This is a genomic window from Endozoicomonas sp. ALD068, from assembly GCF_049310145.1.
GTDB lineage: Bacteria > Pseudomonadota > Gammaproteobacteria > Pseudomonadales > Endozoicomonadaceae > Endozoicomonas_A.
In genome coordinates this window covers 3,640,536-3,659,063 of the sequence record NZ_JBLYNU010000004.1, presented here as the reverse complement: position 1 = coordinate 3,659,063, position 18,528 = coordinate 3,640,536, and the positions used below count along the sequence as shown (strand labels likewise).

Here is an 18,528-nt window from a genome sequence, read left to right as displayed (position 1 = left end):
ACTGACATTAGACGTGACAGGATAAAACGGTAACAAGAGTATAGCAAAGTTCTTGGAAGTAGGCTGAGATGACGAAAAGATTACGAAAAGTCGGCCCCGAGCAATACCCTTAAATGCAATTTTGGTAACACTTTTATCTCCTGAAAAGCGCCATCAGTGAATAACTGAGAGCAGTGCAATGAATACCTTTAACTTAATCGAACAACTCGCCATTATCACAGGCTTTTGCCAGTCATGGAAAGTTGTCATAAAGGGCGTTGTCAGACAGTCACCAGTGAAAAAAATTGAACGTTGAATTCGTAAGGAGAGCTGTCGTTCAGGGGACTGATCTTGAGCCATCTATACTCGCACTAGTCGATTTTATGATACATCCGGCTTGGTTGAAGATAATGAAATGCTTTTGTTCCCGTAAATCTTGTTTTTCAACTTGAACCGGTCGTAATGCCATATCCAAAGTTGGGGGTTTTCCCTGATCACCTGTTCCATTCTGTGCATCAGTTGTTGAAGGTCGTGCTGGGTGTCCAGTTTTCTGTTACCGGTTCGGGTCAGTGGCAGAGGCTCAAAATGCAACTGCCATTGATTATTTTCAAACGTGCAGTAGTGAAAGAGAACGGGAGTTTTTAGAAGATGAGCTGTCATGATTCCGCAGGCAGGGGCCCGGGTTGCCTGTCCAAAAAATGTTACAGGCATCTCTTTTGAGCGGAGATCGCTGTATAGAAATACGGCTTTTTTCTTTTTCAGAGCCTGAAGCAGGGCAGTGGGGTCACCTTTCACAATGGGCTCAATGCCGACCCTCAAAAGAAATGCTTTTCCGAACTTATGAGTCAAAGGCGACTGCTTTCCTGAACCAATCAGGGTAGTTGCCGGTAAACCCCGTTGTGAGAGTGCCAGGGTTCCCAAATCAGGAGGGCCCAAGTGGAGAGAGAGTACAACCACACCCTTGTTTTCTGAAAGGGCGCGGGCAATGACATCCTGATTGTTGAGCAGATAAGGCACTTTATCAAGAAAAGGCAGGGTAAGAATATAATCAACGGTGTGACGTGCAGACTGTCGAATGATCTGTTTATGCGTCTTCTCGGATACAGGCAATAGAGCTAGTTGTAGTGACGCTCGGGCAATATGCCCCTTTTTAGCTCGCAAGACGTAAGAAAATATCAGGCCTATGACAGAATAAAGCACCTGAGGCGTTCGGGACAAGAGCCCGATTAAGAGATCCAACACTGAGTCCTTCCAGCCGGACTTTAAGAGTATCGCCATTTTTATTCTTGTTATGTAAAAAAATTGTGACAACCAGATTAGGTGAAGGAATGCTTTATTACCAGTCGATGGGCAAAATTTGTACTTTGTTGTTTATGTTGCACAACGCCCCGCATACAGGGACGTTGCTTAGATGCTGTATTAAATGCGGTCATTGTGTTGAGCCTTAATGAGCTTCCCGTCGGGTTATGTTTTTGAAAGAGATGAGCTAAATCGCTGTTTTCTAGTTAATTTACTTGTTGATTTTATTTACAATAAGGGTCACTCTTCATTCCATCAAGGAATGCTGCCCTGATAATATTTGTTGGCCTTGGCTATGGGTAATCACAACAGGATTCCTGATTTGAGGCTGCTTAGCTGGATAGTTGTTTAATGATTTTTCTTTCCTACCTGCTGCTCGGTGCTCTGGCCGGGACTCTGGCCGGTCTGTTCGGGATTGGTGGAGGGCTGATAATTGTTCCGGTGCTGGTATTTAGTTTCGAACTGCAAGGATTATCTCCCGATATTCTCACTCATCTGGCTGTGGGTACCTCGCTTGCCACTATTGTTGTTACTTCAGTCAGCTCCATTAGGACTCATAATGCCAAGGGTGCTGTTCAGTGGCCTGTTTTCAGCGTTTTGGCTCTGGGGATTCTGTTGGGTTCATGGCTGGGGGTTTACACAGCGATCCAGATGTCAGGTTCTATGCTTCAGAAACTTATTGGGGCATTTGCCCTGGCAGTGGCTGCAAAGATGTGGTTTGGCTTCAAGCTTTCTGAAAGCAGCAAGGTACCGGCACGACCAATACTGGTGGCAGCTGGAGGTGTCATCGGTTGGGCTTCCAGTATGTTTGGCATCGGGGGTGGAAGCCTGTCGGTACCCTTTTTGCGCAAGTGCAATCTCTCAATGACTGATGCGGTGGGGACTTCTGCTGCATGTGGTTTACCGATTGCTCTTGTGGGAACTGCTGCGAACATGTTTCTGGGTTGGGAAAACGAGCTGCTGCCGACGATGAGCACTGGCTATGTCTATTGGCCGGCATTTCTTGGCATTGTCTTGACCAGTATGCTCTTCGCCCGCTTTGGCGCTCAGTTAGCCCATAAGCTGCCTTCCGAAAAGCTGCAAAAACTCTTTGCTCTCCTGCTAGTGATAGTAGGGTTTAAGTTTCTTTTCTCAATGTAAAAGAGTCCGGCCAGCTGGCTCACTCCTCTGTACAGCTGATACACTGGTCCAACTCGTATCCATGGCACTCCACTCGAACTGAGAGAGAGGGGTGTGTAATAGCAAACCTTGAGAACTATCCGGAATCCTCCTGTGATCCCATATCCTCAAATTGATCCCGTTGCGATCAGCCTTGGGCCACTCAAAGTCCACTGGTACGGCCTGATGTATCTGGTGGGTTTTGCCGGAGGCTGGTGGCTTGCGGTCCAGAGAGCCAGGAAATCAAACGGCTTATGGAATCCCGAACAAATCGGGGATTTATTGTTCTACATAGCTGTCGGGGTCATAGTAGGTGGGCGCATGGGCTATGTGCTGTTCTACAACTTTGATTATTTTCTGCAAAATCCGCTCTGGCTATTCAGTATCTGGGAAGGTGGCATGTCTTTCCACGGTGGTCTGCTGGGGGTTCTGCTGGCCGTATTCCTCTTTGGTCGCAGGATTGACAAGAACTTCTTTCAGATGACGGATTTTATTGCCCCTTTCATTCCACTGGGGTTGGGTATGGGCCGTCTGGGTAACTTTATAGGTGGTGAGCTATGGGGAAGGGTAACTGATGTTCCATGGGCTATGGTATTTCCGACAGACCCCTCCCGGATGCCAAGACATCCATCACAGCTTTACCAGTTTGTTATTGAGGGTGTCATCCTGTTTGGAGCACTCTGGTGGTTCTCGGCCAAACCACGTCCCCGTATGGCTGTATCGGGACTATTCTTGTTGATCTATGGCATCGGACGCTTCTGCGTAGAATTCGTAAGGCAACCCGACCAGCAGCTGGGCTTTATTGCTTTTGACTGGATGACCATGGGGCAGTTGCTGACAGTGCCCATGATTTTTCTGGGTGTGGCGCTTATGGTGGTAGCCTATAAAAAGTTCCCACTGGTGGATGGTCAGAATCAGGATGACCGGGCCTGGTTGAAAAAATATAAACCCAAGCCCGCTAAGGAAGTCAGCCATGAGCGTTAATAACAGCCATGAGCGTTAATAAAATAAAGGATCAATGTCATGAAACAGTATCTTGATCTCCTGCGTCATGTAAAAGAGCAAGGAACTTTCAAATCTGATCGGACCGGCACTGGAACCTACAGTGTTTTTGGTTATCAAATGCGCTTTGATCTGTCGAAAGGTTTCCCCTTGGTTACCACCAAGAAGTGCCACCTGCGCTCCATTATTCATGAGCTGCTCTGGTTCCTGAAGGGCGACACTAATATCGCCTATCTGAAGGAAAACGGTGTCAGAATCTGGGACGAATGGGCGACGGACGAAGGTGATCTGGGCCCTGTTTATGGCAAGCAGTGGCGGAGCTGGGAAGGTGTAAACGGAGAAACGTTTGATCAGATACAGTGGCTGCTGGATGAAATAAAAACCAATCCAGATTCCAGAAGGCTGGTCATCAGTGCCTGGAATCCCAGTGTGCTGCCGGACGTAAAGTTCAGCCCTAAAGACAATGCCGCGATGGGTAAGCAGGCCTTACCTCCCTGTCATTGTCTGTTTCAGTTCTATGTTCTGGACGGCAAGCTGTCCTGCCAGCTCTACCAGCGCAGTGCTGATATTTTCCTGGGTGTGCCTTTTAATATCGCCTCTTATGCACTACTCACCATGATGATTGCCCAGGTCTGTGACCTGGAGCTGGGGGATTTTGTTCATACCTTTGGTGATGCCCATCTATACTCCAACCATCTGGAACAGGCAGAAGAGCAGCTAACCCGCAAGCCACTTCCCTTGCCAACAATGAAGTTGAATCCTGTCATCAGGGAGCTGTTTGAATTTACTATTGATGACTTTGAGTTGGTTGATTACCAGGCTCATCCTCATATCAGGGCGGCTGTTTCGGTTTAATCAGTTTTCGAGGTTTTCAAGTGCTCTGACGTATCAGGCCAGAGGCCGTTGTTACGTCAGATTGAATCATTAATTTTCTTCTTCGTCGAAGGGGGGGGCAACATGGATGGAGTTGAGGATTGAGAACGTCGCGGTATCAGCCTGGGCTTTTACTCCATAGTATTCAACATAGACTTCTGACTGCGATATAGCGGAATCTTCTGCATAGCGACAAGTGGCTTCGCTGTCCGTGTATAACTTAACAACGTTAGGCACTTCTACTTCATAAGTTTCATAGGTTAAAACCGTTCTGTGTTCATATTCACGCTTATCGACATTGTATTCAAGAGACGGTTTATAAGTCGGCCTGCTTTTCAGACTCCTGGCGGTGCCACCCAAATGAAGGTATACCGTACATTTGTGGTTCAGTAGCCAACGGGCTACATGGAGCACCAGGCCGAATGTTTGCCGCTGAGTGTAGGTTCCTGAATTTTTTATCGTCGGATTTAAATCTATGCCATTAGGGTATTGTGTAAATGAAGGCGTTTTGGAAAAGCTGCTCTCAACCGGTTGGACATCAATCACTCGATAACCACTGTTAGTAGCGAAGGGGTTAGACCAAAATGGATATTGGTATCTGATCACTAAAGGTTTCCTGGAAACTCTCAGTTTGTCCCAGAGGTAATAAAATTCAGGTTGTACCGATACCTCGTAGGTTTTGGCTGGGTAGTTTGTGCCATTCAAGGTGCCTTTCCCTGCCAGAACTTCCAGCTCTCCGGATTCCCAGATAAAGCCCACTTCCCAGCCTTTTGAGGAAACCGTGCCAACCAGGAAACCAGTTTTCCACCACCCTTCTTTGTCTGCCTGCACCTGCTCGGAGAGCAGTTCGGGTTTTAAGGGGGGCGCAGACCAGGCAGGCAGACAAAATACCGAGATTAAGAGGCCGCGGAGCCATTGAGAGCCTTTCATAATGGTGTCCTTACCAGATAGTGAAGTCATAAAGTTCAGACTAGCATTACGTCTGAGGGAGTGTCTTAGGCTTTTTCCGTATTACTGAAGAAAGACCATACTGATAAAGTATCTTAAGGAAATACAATGTCCACGTGGTCAACCAGTATGATGCCTTATCCTGCGTGGATCGCTGCAAGACGAAGGAGAGATTAAATAACCCATGAAATTGTATGCCAGACAACAGGGAGAAGGTGAGCACCTGGTTAGTGTGCACGGATTATTTGGATCACAGGAAAACCTGGGGGCTATCAATCGGCAGCTTGCAGAAAGATTCATGGTACACGGTCTGGATGTACGCAACCATGGTCGCTCTCCCCATGATGATGCAATGGATTATCCTGTCATGGCTGCCGATGTCGTTGAGTACCTGGATGATCAGCAGATTGAGAAAGCACACCTGCTAGGACACTCTATGGGCGGTAAAGTCGTTATGGAAGTGGCTTTGACTCACCCTGAGCGGGTAAACAAGCTGGCTGTTATGGATATAGCTCCCGTGCATTACAGGGTGCGACGGCACGACGATGTTTTTGCAGGTTTGTTTGCTGTTGATCTTGAGACTATACAGAAGCGTGGCGATGCCGATCATGCTCTGCGCCAGCATGTAGAAGAGTTGGCTGTTCGAACATTTCTTCTGAAGAACCTTTATCGCAATGACGAGGGAAATTACCGCTGGAGAATGAACCTGGAAGCGATTCATCATAACTACCTGAATATTTCTGCGGGTCATTCCGGAAAGGAGTCTTTTGAAGGTGATGTATTATTCCTGAAAGGCGGTAACTCGGATTACATTCTCGCAGAACACCGGGAAGAAGTACTTAAACGATTTCCAAAAGCAGCCATGAGAGAAATTGCCGGTACAGGACATTGGTTGCATGCCGAAAAGCCAGAATTGGTCGCTCGTACTTTGATGCGCTTTCTTGAATCCTGAAGTAACAAGAAAAGCCGCCTCAGACGGGCGGCTTTACTGTATCAACTTCAATGCCTGGGTTGTTCACCCTCTATGTCATCCCATTGACTGTAATCGTCATCGTCATCTAAATCGTCGTGGGAATCGGCGAGGTTTTGACGGAGGGACTTTTTATCCCAATAATCTTCAATGCCTTGTCGAATGGATTTCTTCTTTCTCTGCTTGCAGCGTTCCTTGGCGGTTTGTCTCTTTCTGAATTCCTGACCTGAATCCCAAAAGATCTTATCCTGGTCATCGAACTGCATTGACCTAACCCTGGACATAATCTTACTTCCTTTTTTACTACTCCTAATTATCAATCTAGAAAAAAACAGTCAGGGTTCTAATAAAAAATGCTGATATTGAAGGGGGTTATCAATAGCCGTTAGCAGTGAGATCCGGTTTTAAAGAGTAGCCTTCCAGTCGAACCACCCGTGTATGTAAGGTGCCATCAGGCATTAGCTCAAGCTCTCGATAGCCTGGCCAGCGGTCATCCAGCATAAAATTATCGCACTCAGGCTTGAACTGGACACAAGTAGAAGGGGTAGAAAGAAACCGGGTATTTTTGATGGTCTGATCCCGTTCCTGATGGATATGACCATTGATAACCACCCGGACATTGGAGTATGACTGGATCAGGCTCATAAACTGTTCAGCGTTCTTCAGGCTGATAGCGTCCAACCACTGACTCTCAATGATGTAGGCCGGATGGTGAAAAGCCACCAGTGTGTGTTTATGCGGGGTCTCAGAGAGGTGTTTTTCCAGAAGCTGGAGCTCTTTGTCCGATAAAAAGCCCGGAACCTGCCCCGGAATCTGGGAATTAAGCATAATGATCTGCCAGGAGCCTGAATCCAGATAAGGACTCATGGCTTGCGGGCTGACCTGTTGCATCAGTTGAGCATCATCATGATTTCCACAAGTCCAGAGATAAGGTTTCTCACTGGTATCCAGAACCGTTTTCAACGATTGGTAGGATTCCAGGCTCTCGTCCTGGGTAAGGTCTCCGGTGACAAGGAAAATGTCCGGGTTAAAGGACGAGGATTGAATCTTCTCCCAAACGTCGAGAAAACTCTGATTGGTGTCTGCTCCCATCAATCTGCGATCAGAAGAGCCGAACAGATGGGTATCCGTTAACTGAATGATGCGTATTCCGGTCATAGGTCCTCTGATAATTCATAATGGGTGCAGCGAGTCTTCTTCATAATTTTATCAGGGAGGCCAGAATAAAGCAGTCACTCTTCGCACGTCTTCAGTTCATATCAGATTTGACTTAAACCATGAGTCAGACAGAAGTTCAGCCATTCGGAAAAAAGCTGATTCAACTGTTCCTTTTCGTCAGGCATGAGCATCTTTTCATTGGGATAAGGATAGATAGCCTTGAAGTGTCGTTCTTTATTGACACTGATGATCTCGGCCATTCTGACATCCAGATAAATTCGGATTCGGAACTCGGGCAGCCTCAGCCACTCACCCCAGGCTGCATCCAGATCGACTTGCAGAACGGTCGTAAAAGGAGCCCGCTCGAGCACCTGAAACCATGCCTGTCCTTTCTTGCCAGCGAAATAAAATGAAAGAGCAACGTTATCTTTTTGCTCAAGATCGGGCAGCAGAAGCATGAGTTTATGAAAATTCCTTTCACACAAGTTTTGCTGCTTGATGAGGTCGGCTTTGTAGCGAGCCTTTTCTGTCCTGGTGTCCATATGCTCAATTGTAGTGCATGGCCGTGCTAAAGAGGAAGGTGACCAGTCTTGATCATAACGATAGTGTCTTCCGTTGCCGGTTCAAGATCGTAATTAAAATGTGGGGTTCGTATCCATGTGCCAGCAGGCCAGTCTCCTGAAGCCGTCGAAAGCTTACCAGAAATAACCAGTATTTCTAGTCCTCCAGACCTGTCTTGCAGAGACAGGGTTTTCCCTGCAGGAATTCTGAGGGTAGAAACTTTCTCATCTTTAAACTGATATAGAAACACTTCAGCAACACCGGTTGAATCATTCCGGCCCAGGGCTTCGAACATATTGTCTCGAACAGTTTGCCTGTCTGACGGATCAAACTGACATAGCTTCACGAATATCACGCAGCCTTCTTTACTGAAAGGCGCGTGCTGGCTGCCTGGTGGATTTCGCAGATAGCTACCTGGACCAAAATCTCCCGTTTCGTCGGAAAAAGTTCCTGAGAGTACCAGAATTTCCTCACCATTCGGGTGAGGGTGCGCAGGAAAACTGGCACCGGCAATATACTGAACGATGCTGGTGGCATGTCCTGACTCCTTATCTTCCCGAGCCAGTGGCTTACGGAACACTTTACTGGCGGGGCTTGGTTGCCACTGCTGATTTTCGGTTTGAATAACAACGGATTCCTTAAAGTTCATGTTCAGCATGGAATATTACCTGTTTAACTATAAGACAATGGATGACCATTCGGTGTCGGTTTCCTGATCAAACAATTATTGGATTCATGGTCGCCTGTATTAAGAAGCCAGTTCAAATCTTTTCACATTGAGTTTATTGCTTTTGACGACAGGTAAACTAGTGTAAATTCAGCGAGTTGCGCTTGAGTAACAACGGGTAAACCGACATTATTGTTCGGCTTTCGGGCCCATTTTTCAAGGAACTGGAGATATGCCAAAAACTTATCTTAAAGGCTTTTTACTGGCAGCCCTGGCCAGCTCAATTATGTCTGCCCAAGCGGCTGAGACTGAATACAACTTGCTGGAAGTATATAATCTGGCGTTGAAAAATGATGCCCAGCTGGCCGCTGCACGTGCCGATATGATGGCGACTCAGGAAGGTAGCACCCAGGCAAGAGCCCTGTTGCTGCCCAATTTGTCTTTGTCGGGTGGAACTCAGTACAACAAAACATCCCTCGAGGCAACAGTCAGTGACGTTAAAGACGACTATAACTCTCATACTTGGGGAGCCACTTTAAGCCAGCCATTATTCAATATGGCCAGCTGGTTTGGTTATGATACCGCCAAGTTTCAAAGTGCCCAGGCGGAAGTCACTTTTAGCTATGAGCAACAGAATCTTATTCTCAGGGTTGCAGAAGCCTACTTCAATGTGCTTAGAGCTGAAGACAGTCTGATCACCTCCATAGCCGAAGAAAAAGCGGTTAAACAGCAGCTGGATCAGGCTCGTGAACGTTATAATGTGGGTCTTATTGCGGAGACTGATGTTCTCGAAGCCAGGGCGCGCTACGACGGCGCCCGGGTGGCCCGGATTGATGGTGAAAACAGCCTCTCGGTGTCTTATGAAGCGCTGCGCACAATCATCAATAAAGATGTTCGGGACATTGGCAAGCTGAACAAGACCATGCCTGTCACTGCTCCCACGCCCGCTAGCTCTGATGACTGGGTAAACAGCGCGCTCAAGAATAACCTGAAGCTCGAGGCAGCGCGTGAAAGCCTGAAGGCAGCAGAGAGCAATATCAAGGCCAAGCAGTCAGGACATGCACCTACAGTTGATGCTTTTGCCAGTTATAACTACAACTCCAGTGATGCTGACTCTGCCAAAAGATTTGATCCCAATACCGGCGCAATGATGACAGGTGATGGTGACCAAACCGTAGTAGGCGTTAAATTTACCCTGCCACTGTTTGCCGGTGGTGCAACCAGCTCTCAGGTTCGCCAGGCGACTTACCAGATGGAATCGGTTCAGCAGAATTACGACAAGGCGTTGCGCGAGATTAACTCCGGTACCCGTAACCTGTTCCGCACCGTCAATTCTGATGTCGCTCGTGTAGAAGCCCGTTGTCAGGGTATTGTCTCTTCTGAAAGTGCGTTGAAAGCGACAGAGAGCGGCTATGAAGTTGGTACCCGTAACATTACCGATGTTCTCGATGCCCAGAAGACACTGTTTGCTGCCCAGCGTGATTACCTGAATGCCCGCTACGACTTTATCGTGAACACATTGAAGCTGAAGCAGACAGCAGGTACCCTGAATCCGGAAGACCTTACCCAGCTGAATAACTGGATAGTGTCTTCAGAGGAGATGTCCATTCCTGCCCAGTGTCGTGCAAACTGACAGAGACATTTTGGTTTAAACAGGCTTGGATGACAAAATAATAGCGCTGGTTTCAGCGCTATTATTTTGTCCATAGATCTCAAGCGTTAAAAATCACAGAGCAAGTGTAATAACTCGAATTACTTTTATTATCTCTATTTTGTATTCATACAATGCCAATGCATCACCACTTAATGATGCAGTCAGTAGTTTGGACTCCCTCATTGATGGGATGACCGTCGACAATAAAAGCCTGGCAAGAGCATCTAATTCGCTTTTTGGCTGCCTTGAGGTTGAGTGGTAAAGCTATTTTTTGAAATACCGATAACAATAAAAATACTTGAGTCGAAAAAATGTTTAAAAAGCATCTGGTAATATTTCTGTTCTGCTTGATGTATCCTTTTTCTTTAAAAGCAGATTTTAAAGGGCTTCCAAAATTGCCAGATTTTGGAAAAGTTAACTCATACTATGATGCCGTCAGAATACTTTTCGATGATCATTTACAAGAGATAGAAGAGATAAAGACTTCTGGCAGCCAGGTTGAAAAAGTCTTTTCTGTTATATCTCTGAACAAAAGGTGGTTTGTTAAAATTACAAGAGAAGACTGCGAGTCATGTGAAAACACTCATTTTGATACTGAGTGGAAATTAAAGAAAGAATATAAGAATTATTCATGGCTTGGTTTAAAAAATGCAGAACTGGTATTTCCTGAAAAAGGTGAAACCTTTATTCTGGAAAATAAAAAACATTTGGTTGCCAGATATGCCTGGGTTCCTAGTGAAACATTATCAGATATTTACAGTAAGTATTTTAACGAAAAAATACGCAAAGAAACCTTGAAGAAAGCATTTTATCGCTACGGGCAGGTTTTATCAGTTAATCATCTTGACCCTGAAAAGCCTAGGAGCCTTATATGGTCCGCCCCGTTTTGCAAGAGCCTGTTTTGTTAATTAGCAAACAAAGATAACTGCAATCATATATACGGCCTATTCATGAGGTCTAACCCTCTGGCCCTGATGGGTATCCGCGCAACCTGGCCTTATCAGTCCGACGGCCTCAAGGGCCAAGGCTCCTATCAGGTTTCAGGTTGCCGGTTTTTACCTGTTTGCCATCAACTGTACATGCTCATCGCAATCTGCGGGGGGTTCCCCTTTGATTAAGCTTATGCTTTACTTTGCCGCTGCCGCCTTTACCTCATTATGCAGCCTTGTAAACTTCATTTCGGGTCATGATGACCCAGACAATCCGAGCCATTTTATTAGCCAGACCAACGGCGGCAACGTTGTGATTGCTGCGCTCATTAAGTTGGCTAACCCATTTTTTACAGCGGTCATCCTTATTTTTGAGGCAGTGGAGTACCGAACGTGCGCCGTGTATCAATAATGTGCGCAGGTATTTATCACCCCGTTTACTGATGCCCAGCAGGACTGACTTACCGCCTGTGGAATGCTGTCTTGGAACTAATCCCAACCATGCGGCAAGGTGTCGACCAGATTTAAAATACGTCGCATCACCAACGGCTGCCTTCAATGCTGTGGCAGTGATGGCTCCGATACCCGGCATAGTCATCATTCGACGACATTCGTCGTCGTTTTCAGCCAGCTCCTGAATTTTCTGGTCATACTGTTGAATACGCTTGTCAAGACTGGCCAACTCTTCTGATAAACCATGTAGCAGCTCACGAGTCAGCGAATGGAGTCCATTTTCAGCATCTTCCAGAATTCGTGGAAGCTGTGCACGAACTTTACCAATACCCTGGGCAACCACAATACCTTCTTCCAATAGTGACCCCCGGATCTGGTTAACCAGGGCAGTTCTCTGATCAACCGCTTGTTGACGATAGCGGTGCAGAAGTTGCCAGGCCTGCTGCTCTGACGTTTTAACAGGTACAAAACGCATGCTGGGCCGTGAAGCTGCTTCTGCAATCGCTTCAGCATCGTTGTAGTCATTTTTGTTGGTCTTGACATAAGGCTTGACAAATTGAGGTGAAATCAGCTTGACAGTATGCCCATAGTTCTTGAATAACCGAGCCAAATAGTGAGCACCACCACAAGCTTCCATAGCGATAATGCATGGCTCCAGATTTGCCACGTACTCCAAAAGGTTCTTCCTGGACAACTTCTTTCTGATGACTTTGCTACCCTGGTCATCAACACCAAACAGGTGAAAGTTGTTCTTGCCAATATCGATACCAAGTACTGAAATAGTCATGGGTGGTTCGCTCCGGTTAATCCTGTTTAAATGGTTAACTCCATTTTGGCTCATTTGAAGCCGTTTAGGAGGGGCGGACCATCCCATTAGACCGAGAATAGACTGCCCTACTGCGGCGGCAGCAAATTGGTCTGAAAATCCGCTTTTGTTCGTCAAATAGCTCGCTATTCTCCTCACAAAACCGAATTTTCATCCTCAATTTTCTGCCGTCCTCGCTACGGGCGCTATTCTCGGTCAGGCTCCTAGTCACGATATAGATGTCATATTAAATAGATCTGTAAGGCTACATCTTAGTGATAGAAATACCAGGAATGAAAAATATCATGAAGATAAAGATAAAATATATATCTTGGATTTAGCGGATGATAATAGATATATTGGAAGAGAAGTTAAAGTGAAAGAAGAATTAGGGTTGTGGCTATTAAATATGATTGATCTTTATGATGAGCTGGACACCGATGCAAATTGCGGAAGAAATCATGAATGTCTGTTAATCCCTTTTAATAGTTTTACACAAGGGTACATATCCTCACTTCCAATGTACAGTTCCAATGTTATTCTAGCTATGCTGAAGACAAAATATTTAGAAATAGTAAAAAATATTTGCAAAGCCGGTTATTCTGAATTTTGTTTGCTGGAAGACAGTTCGAGCGCTGACAACTGGCATGGCAGCTAATGCTTTTAGCAAAGGTGGCGAACACAGTGAGCCATGATACTCCCCCGATAAAATAGACACAGGTCCTACGGCTAAATTGCCACTTCGTATTCTACCGGAGGTCGATAATTTAAAAGGTGCGCTTCGAGTCAATGGATTCATGAGGTAGAACGACGCAGGAGCCAGAGTCGAGACATTTATCGACTCTGTCCAGGTGAGTTGGCTCTGATGTCCAGTCAGGCGATCAGTGTACTTTCTGTGGCCACTCAGTCAAGATGATCAATGGTTTCTGACACCTGTTTCAAAAGCTTTTGCAATGCACCTCTATTACCTTCCACAAATCTTTGAGCCTGGCCGCCCATCTTTTTTCTGGCTGCATCGTCTGTCAGCAGATCGTATACGACTGCTGCCAGTTGATCTGAGTTCTGTATGGTTTTCATACCGCCAGCGTCTTCTAGCTGTTGGCTGATATCTGTGAAGTTATAAACGCTGGGACCGGATAAAACAGGTATCCCCAGGGCGGCGGGCTCCAGCATATTATGACCTCCGTTCTTAATCAGACTACCCCCGACAAAGGCTATGTCTGATGTTGCATACAGCTTCATCAGCTCACCCATGGTGTCGCCAATGATTACTTGGGTATCTGCAGATGTTTCTGTCGCCTGACTGTGTCTTATGGTGATGAACCCGAGACTTTCTGACAGTTCAAAAACACGGTCAAAGCGTTCGGGATGTCGGGGAACAAGCAACAACAGAGTATCGGATAATTTCTCGTGCACTTTGCGAAAAGCATCCAGAACCGGCTTGTCCTCGCCGTCGTGGGTACTGGCAGCTATCAGTATTTTTGTCTTGTGGCCCAATCCCGATTCCCATGTGGATTTAAGCAAAGCTGCACTGTTGTTGATCTCATCATCCACAGACATATCAAACTTGACGCTGCCGGTTATGGCCAGACGTTCAGCAGGCAAGCCCAGTTGTTTGAATCGTTCACCGTCATTCTCGGTCTGGCAGGCTACCTGATGGATGTTCTGCATCATATTTCGAGTCAGCGAGCTTAATTTTGCATAACCCCGGGCCGACTTCTCTGACAACCGGGCATTGATGATAACCACGGGAATGTTTCTGGCTTTACAGGCGGCAATGGTGTTGGGCCATAGCTCTGTTTCCATGATTAAAGCCATTTTGGTGTGAGTCCGATTTAAAAAACGGTTTTGCACGTCTGGCAAATCGTAGGGGCAATAGACATGAGAAACACGGTCACCGTATATTTTTTTAACACGCTCGGAGCCGGTGGGTGTCATGGTGGTGACGACAAAGCGGTAATTGGGGTATTGATTCATCAAGGCTTTAACCATGGGCGCACTGGCTATGGTCTCACCCACAGAAACGGAATGGATCCATATGACGGGTTTGTCATTGGGCAACTTTTTGATAAAACCAAAGCGTTCACCCCAGCGATGACCATATGCAGGAGATTTTCTAGTGCGCAGAATCAGCTTGATCAGGACAGCGGGCACCAAAAGGTACAATAAAAGTGAATATAAGTATCGACTCATGCTCGGGCTGGATTCGTTAGGAGTTGGACTACCAAGTATGTTAACAGATAGAGCCTGACCCGAAATAGATTTATGAGTCGAATCTGTCCGGCTTTCAGTGATGGGGGCTTTCGAACACTGATGTAACCCATGGAGAAATGATGCTGGGCATCAAGAAAGCGCTTGCATCCATCCACTGAACAATATCAAACTGCCTCACCTTATTGTCAGGACTGCCATTCTGGAACTTATGAATCACTCAATACCGCCCGGGCGACGGACTCTCATGGTTCAGGGAACCACCAGTGATGCGGGGAAAAGTGCGCTGGTTACCGGACTTTGTCGAGCTTTCAGCAGGCGGGGTATTCCAGTGGTTCCCTTCAAACCACAGAACATGGCTCTGAACAGTGCGGTGACCGAGGATGGCGGCGAAATTGGCAGAGCCCAGGCGCTGCAGGCATTAGCGGCGGGTCTTGAGCCCCATACGGATATGAATCCGGTGTTGTTGAAGCCTAACTCCGATACAGGTGCACAGGTGATCGTCAATGGACGTTCTATCGGGGAAATGAATGCCCAGACCTATCATGAATTCAAACCGAGGTTGCTGGAGTGCGTCCTCGAATCCTGGCGCAGGCTGGCAGAGCAATACCGTTTCGTGCTGGTTGAAGGGGCGGGAAGTCCGGCAGAAATCAATCTGCGTGACAGGGATATTGCCAACATGGGGTTTGCCCAGGCCGCCGACTGTGCGGTCATTATTGTTGCTGATATCGATAAAGGCGGGGTTTTTGCCCATCTTTATGGAACATTGGCACTATTGTCAGAATCAGAGCAAAGACGGGTAGCCGGTTTTGTGATCAATCGCTTCAGAGGTGATATCAAACTACTGGAATCGGGACTGGAATGGCTCGAGAAAAAAACGGGTAAGCCGGTGCTGGGTGTGCTTCCTTATCTTCATGGCCTGCATCTGGAGGCTGAAGATGCAATTGAGTCACAACAGGTTTCTCATGATAATGATTCAGTTTTACAAATTGCGGTGCCTATACTGACCCGTACCAGTAATCACACTGATTTTGATCCCCTTAGGCTGAGACCTGATGTTCAGATTCACTTTGTTGGCAAAGGCGAACCCATTCCTCCGGTGGATCTGATTATTATTCCCGGTACCAAAAATACCCGGATTGATCTCGACTATCTAAGAGAGAATGAATGGGATCAGGATATTCTCAGGCATCTGCGATATGGTGGAAAGCTGATGGGCATCTGCGGAGGCTATCAAATGCTCGGCAATATTGTACATGACCCTCAGGGTATCGAAGGAGAACCTGGCAGCACTGAAGGATTGAGGTTGCTGAACCTGGAAACCACAATAGCCCCCCAAAAGCAGCTGAAACAGGTGGCTGGTTGCCTCTCTCTTCCCGATATGGAAAAGGTTCCAGTGACCGGTTATGAAATTCATGCGGGTATTACCCGGGGTTCGGCTCTTGATAATCCTCTCATTCAACTGAAACAGGGGGTGGACGGTGTCATGTCTGAAGATGGCCAGATATTTGGTACTTATTTGCATGGCATTTTTGAAACAACGGCAGCCTGTAATGCCTTTTTAACCTGGTCTGGTCTCAGGCAATTAGCGGCAGTGGACTACGAAGCGCTCAGGGAAGAAGGTATTAATAGAATGGCGGATGCTGTTGAGCAGAATATTGATTTGAACAAATTGTTAGCTGTTTATCAGTGAAAAATATTTCGTTACTTCAAATAATTACGTCTGAGGGAATATTTAAGATGACAGAAGAGCGCAAGGGCTATCGGCTGACCAAAATTTATACCCGTACTGGTGATAAGGGAACCACCCGGATTGGCAGTGGTGATGTTCTGTCAAAAGCGGATGATCGGATTGAAGCTATTGGCTCCGTTGATGAGACAAACAGCTGGATGGGTATGTTGCTAAATGTGCTCAGGCAGTCTGATGACTTGACCGAGTCGCAGCTGAGTCGGGTCAGCGAGATTCAGCACAGGCTGTTTGATGTCGGTGGAGAGTTGGCCATGCCCGGATATCAATTGATTCAGGAAGAGCATACGACAGTCATGGAGACATTGATTGACGAGTTGAATGAAGATTTACCACCATTGAAAAATTTTACATTGCCCGGTGGCGGGGCTGCCGCCTGTCATTGTCATATGGTAAGAACGGTTTCGCGCAGGGCCGAACGTGCTGTGGTCCGATTGCGTGAATCTGGTGTCGACATTAATGCCCCTCTCATTACCTTTCTCAACAGGCTGTCCGATGTGATGTATGTGCTTTCAAGGCATTGTGCCAGAAAGAACGAAGGAGAGGTGCTCTGGCAGCCCTCTCCCAAATCAAAAGTTCAGGGTTAATGTCGCCTTTCTCAAGAGGGGTGAATTAACACGAAAGTTCGGGTAATATGCCCGACCTTTACGAAGGTCCCACGGTGGCAACGGCAGCGCATAAAAAGTGCTGACATGTTCAGACGCTGTGGATTGTTTGCGAAACGGTCTATTATCCGCTTGCGAACGATAGGGAACGGGGTTTTAAACCCGGCTGTGCCCGCAACTGTGACGGAGTAATGCGTTCTCAAGAAAGCCCCTGGAGGCTTTCTAAACCACTGGATTCAAGGTCCGGGAAGGTGAGAAAAGCATGTTGATCCCGGAGCCAGGAGACCTGCCTTCAGTAAAGCAACCATGGAAGCTCTGAGCTATAGAGCTTTCTAACCGGGCGGGTCACCTGGCGGTTGGGAAAATTCATATCTTCCCCGGAAACTGACAAGTCTTTGAGCAAGAGAGACAAGTCAGAATAATTCTGCGGTTGGAACTTTGTGTCTGGCCGACTGTCTGCCGCCCTGAGAAACATCGATCTCAGGGATTCCATGAGGCATCTGCATCAAACAAGTCGAGAACGAAATTGTTCATCACTCGGGAAGGCTGTCGCAAAAGTGCTGCGCTTCGCTGAAGGGTATCTTCTGTCTGCTACCTGGCTGGCTGCTTTTGTAATTTCTGGTCATACGACATTGTTGCAGGCAGCACAGGTTTGCATAAAAGACGACCTGAAAAGGGAAGTCTGTGCCCCCAAATCCGTCAAAAAAATAGTCAGCCTTTCTCCCGGTTCAACAGAATTGATCTATGCTGCAGGAGCAGGTAAGCAAGTTGTCGCAGTCGATGATCACAGCGACTACCCTCCCGCAGTCGCTAAAGTACCCCGAGTAGGTGGCTTTCCCAATGTCAGCATTGAAGCCATTGCTGCTATGAAACCAGATTTAGTGGTGGCCTGGGCAGGAGGCAACAGCCCGAAAGTGACGTCAAAGCTGGAGTCACTGGGTGTCAGGGTTTTCTACATTGATCCGCTAAGCTTTCCTGAGATCGCATCGGTCATCAGGCGCTTGGGCAGGCTGTTTGGCACCTCTGCGGTTGCGGATAAAGAAGCCAAAAGGTTTCTGGCTCGTTACCAATCCATCAAGAAAAAATACCAGTTTAAAAAGCCTGTCACTGTCTTTTATGAGATCTGGAACAAACCGCTGATGAGTATCAGCAGGAACCAGATTATCGGGCAGGTGATAGAGCTTTGTGGTGGCCAAAATATTTATGCCGACTCAAAAATACGGGTACCCAAAGTCAGCATGGAATCCCTTCTTGGCAAGAACCCAGAGGTTATTGTCAGCTCCAGCAATCTTAAAGACGGTAAAGCTATCGAAGAGCGCTGGTCGAAATGGAGCGATCTTCAGGCAGTGAAACAGCACCATCTGATTACCGTGCCGGGCAATTTGATATCCAGGCCAGCACCCCGGGCTCTGGATGCTGCCGAATCCCTTTGCCAACAACTCGAGAGCGTCAGAAAAGAAAGTCTTGCCAGGGCTTCAAAGACGCCAGCAAACACACACAAGGAATAAT

At 47.0% G+C, this 18,528-nt stretch carries 18 protein-coding genes and 1 riboswitch; of the genes, 10 read left to right on the top strand and 8 right to left on the bottom strand.

The window, feature by feature from the left end; translation table 11 throughout:
• Positions 1-360: 360 nt before the first annotated feature.
• Positions 361-1,257: a lysophospholipid acyltransferase family protein gene (locus ACO6V5_RS12895; RefSeq protein WP_422132655.1), complete on the bottom strand. Its 897-nt coding sequence runs from the start codon at positions 1,255-1,257 to the stop codon at positions 361-363.
• Positions 1,258-1,629: 372 nt separating this feature from the next.
• Between ACO6V5_RS12895 and ACO6V5_RS12890 the strand changes: the two genes are divergently transcribed.
• From ACO6V5_RS12890 to ACO6V5_RS12880, 3 genes are all read left to right on the top strand, one after another.
• Positions 1,630-2,418, top strand: a complete 789-nt coding sequence (locus ACO6V5_RS12890) for a sulfite exporter TauE/SafE family protein (RefSeq protein ID WP_422132656.1) — start codon at positions 1,630-1,632, stop codon at positions 2,416-2,418.
• 132 nt (positions 2,419-2,550) lie between these two features.
• Positions 2,551-3,420 carry a prolipoprotein diacylglyceryl transferase gene (gene lgt / locus ACO6V5_RS12885; protein ID WP_422132657.1) on the top strand — a complete coding sequence of 290 codons (870 nt, stop codon included), beginning with the start codon at positions 2,551-2,553 and terminating at the stop codon, positions 3,418-3,420.
• Positions 3,421-3,459: 39 nt separating this feature from the next.
• Positions 3,460-4,293 carry a thymidylate synthase gene (locus ACO6V5_RS12880; protein ID WP_422132658.1) on the top strand — a complete coding sequence of 278 codons (834 nt, stop codon included), beginning with the start codon at positions 3,460-3,462 and terminating at the stop codon, positions 4,291-4,293.
• A gap of 69 nt (positions 4,294-4,362) precedes the next feature.
• On the opposite strand, the gene ACO6V5_RS12875 is transcribed toward ACO6V5_RS12880, so the two are convergent.
• Positions 4,363-5,271, bottom strand: a complete 909-nt coding sequence (locus tag ACO6V5_RS12875) for a hypothetical protein (protein ID WP_422411353.1) — start codon at positions 5,269-5,271, stop codon at positions 4,363-4,365.
• Between the two features lie 172 nt (positions 5,272-5,443).
• Here ACO6V5_RS12875 and ACO6V5_RS12870 point away from each other — a divergent pair, with 172 nt between their 5' ends.
• Complete coding sequence (locus ACO6V5_RS12870) at positions 5,444-6,211, top strand: alpha/beta fold hydrolase (RefSeq protein WP_422132660.1); 768 nt, start codon at positions 5,444-5,446, stop codon at positions 6,209-6,211.
• Between the two features lie 47 nt (positions 6,212-6,258).
• On the opposite strand, the gene ACO6V5_RS12865 is transcribed toward ACO6V5_RS12870, so the two are convergent.
• From ACO6V5_RS12865 to ACO6V5_RS12850, 4 genes are all read right to left on the bottom strand, one after another.
• Entirely contained in the window at positions 6,259-6,513 is a 255-nt protein-coding gene (locus tag ACO6V5_RS12865) for a hypothetical protein (protein WP_422132661.1), read from the bottom strand.
• A 91-nt stretch (positions 6,514-6,604) separates the two neighbouring features.
• The gene (cpdA, locus tag ACO6V5_RS12860; protein ID WP_422411355.1) at positions 6,605-7,387 is read right to left on the bottom strand and encodes a 3',5'-cyclic-AMP phosphodiesterase; all 783 of its coding nucleotides are present in this window, start codon (positions 7,385-7,387) and stop codon (positions 6,605-6,607) included.
• Between the two features lie 101 nt (positions 7,388-7,488).
• Positions 7,489-7,929 (bottom strand): DUF1249 domain-containing protein, encoded by a 441-nt coding sequence (locus ACO6V5_RS12855; RefSeq protein ID WP_422132663.1) that lies wholly within the window; start codon positions 7,927-7,929, stop codon positions 7,489-7,491.
• 26 nt (positions 7,930-7,955) lie between these two features.
• Entirely contained in the window at positions 7,956-8,606 is a 651-nt protein-coding gene (locus tag ACO6V5_RS12850; RefSeq protein ID WP_422411357.1) for a cupin domain-containing protein, read from the bottom strand.
• 241 nt (positions 8,607-8,847) lie between these two features.
• On the opposite strand from ACO6V5_RS12850, the gene ACO6V5_RS12845 reads away from it, so the two are divergent.
• Positions 8,848-10,248 (top strand): TolC family outer membrane protein, encoded by a 1,401-nt coding sequence (locus tag ACO6V5_RS12845; RefSeq protein WP_422411359.1) that lies wholly within the window; start codon positions 8,848-8,850, stop codon positions 10,246-10,248.
• A gap of 332 nt (positions 10,249-10,580) precedes the next feature.
• Positions 10,581-11,177 carry a hypothetical protein gene (locus tag ACO6V5_RS12840; RefSeq protein ID WP_422411361.1) on the top strand — a complete coding sequence of 199 codons (597 nt, stop codon included), beginning with the start codon at positions 10,581-10,583 and terminating at the stop codon, positions 11,175-11,177.
• A gap of 247 nt (positions 11,178-11,424) precedes the next feature.
• Here the strand turns inward: ACO6V5_RS12840 and ACO6V5_RS12835 are convergent, their stop codons facing one another.
• On the bottom strand, positions 11,425-12,438 hold the full coding sequence (locus tag ACO6V5_RS12835; protein ID WP_422132667.1) for an IS110 family transposase: 1,014 nt from the start codon (positions 12,436-12,438) through the stop codon (positions 11,425-11,427).
• Positions 12,439-12,787: 349 nt separating this feature from the next.
• On the opposite strand from ACO6V5_RS12835, the gene ACO6V5_RS12830 reads away from it, so the two are divergent.
• Positions 12,788-13,114, top strand: a complete 327-nt coding sequence (locus tag ACO6V5_RS12830) for a hypothetical protein (protein WP_422132668.1) — start codon at positions 12,788-12,790, stop codon at positions 13,112-13,114.
• Between the two features lie 245 nt (positions 13,115-13,359).
• Here the strand turns inward: ACO6V5_RS12830 and waaA are convergent, their stop codons facing one another.
• Complete coding sequence (waaA, locus tag ACO6V5_RS12825; RefSeq protein ID WP_422132669.1) at positions 13,360-14,649, bottom strand: lipid IV(A) 3-deoxy-D-manno-octulosonic acid transferase; 1,290 nt, start codon at positions 14,647-14,649, stop codon at positions 13,360-13,362.
• A gap of 265 nt (positions 14,650-14,914) precedes the next feature.
• On the opposite strand from waaA, the gene ACO6V5_RS12820 reads away from it, so the two are divergent.
• From ACO6V5_RS12820 to ACO6V5_RS12810, 3 genes are all read left to right on the top strand, one after another.
• Entirely contained in the window at positions 14,915-16,360 is a 1,446-nt protein-coding gene (locus ACO6V5_RS12820; protein ID WP_422492116.1) for a cobyric acid synthase, read from the top strand.
• Positions 16,361-16,407: 47 nt separating this feature from the next.
• A complete protein-coding gene (locus tag ACO6V5_RS12815) occupies positions 16,408-17,001 on the top strand; it encodes a cob(I)yrinic acid a,c-diamide adenosyltransferase (RefSeq protein WP_422132671.1) in 594 nt (197 codons plus the stop codon).
• A 117-nt stretch (positions 17,002-17,118) separates the two neighbouring features.
• Positions 17,119-17,327, top strand: a riboswitch (cobalamin riboswitch).
• Positions 17,328-17,459: 132 nt separating this feature from the next.
• On the top strand, positions 17,460-18,527 hold the full coding sequence (locus tag ACO6V5_RS12810) for a cobalamin-binding protein (protein WP_422412944.1): 1,068 nt from the start codon (positions 17,460-17,462) through the stop codon (positions 18,525-18,527).
• Position 18,528: the final 1 nt, after the last annotated feature.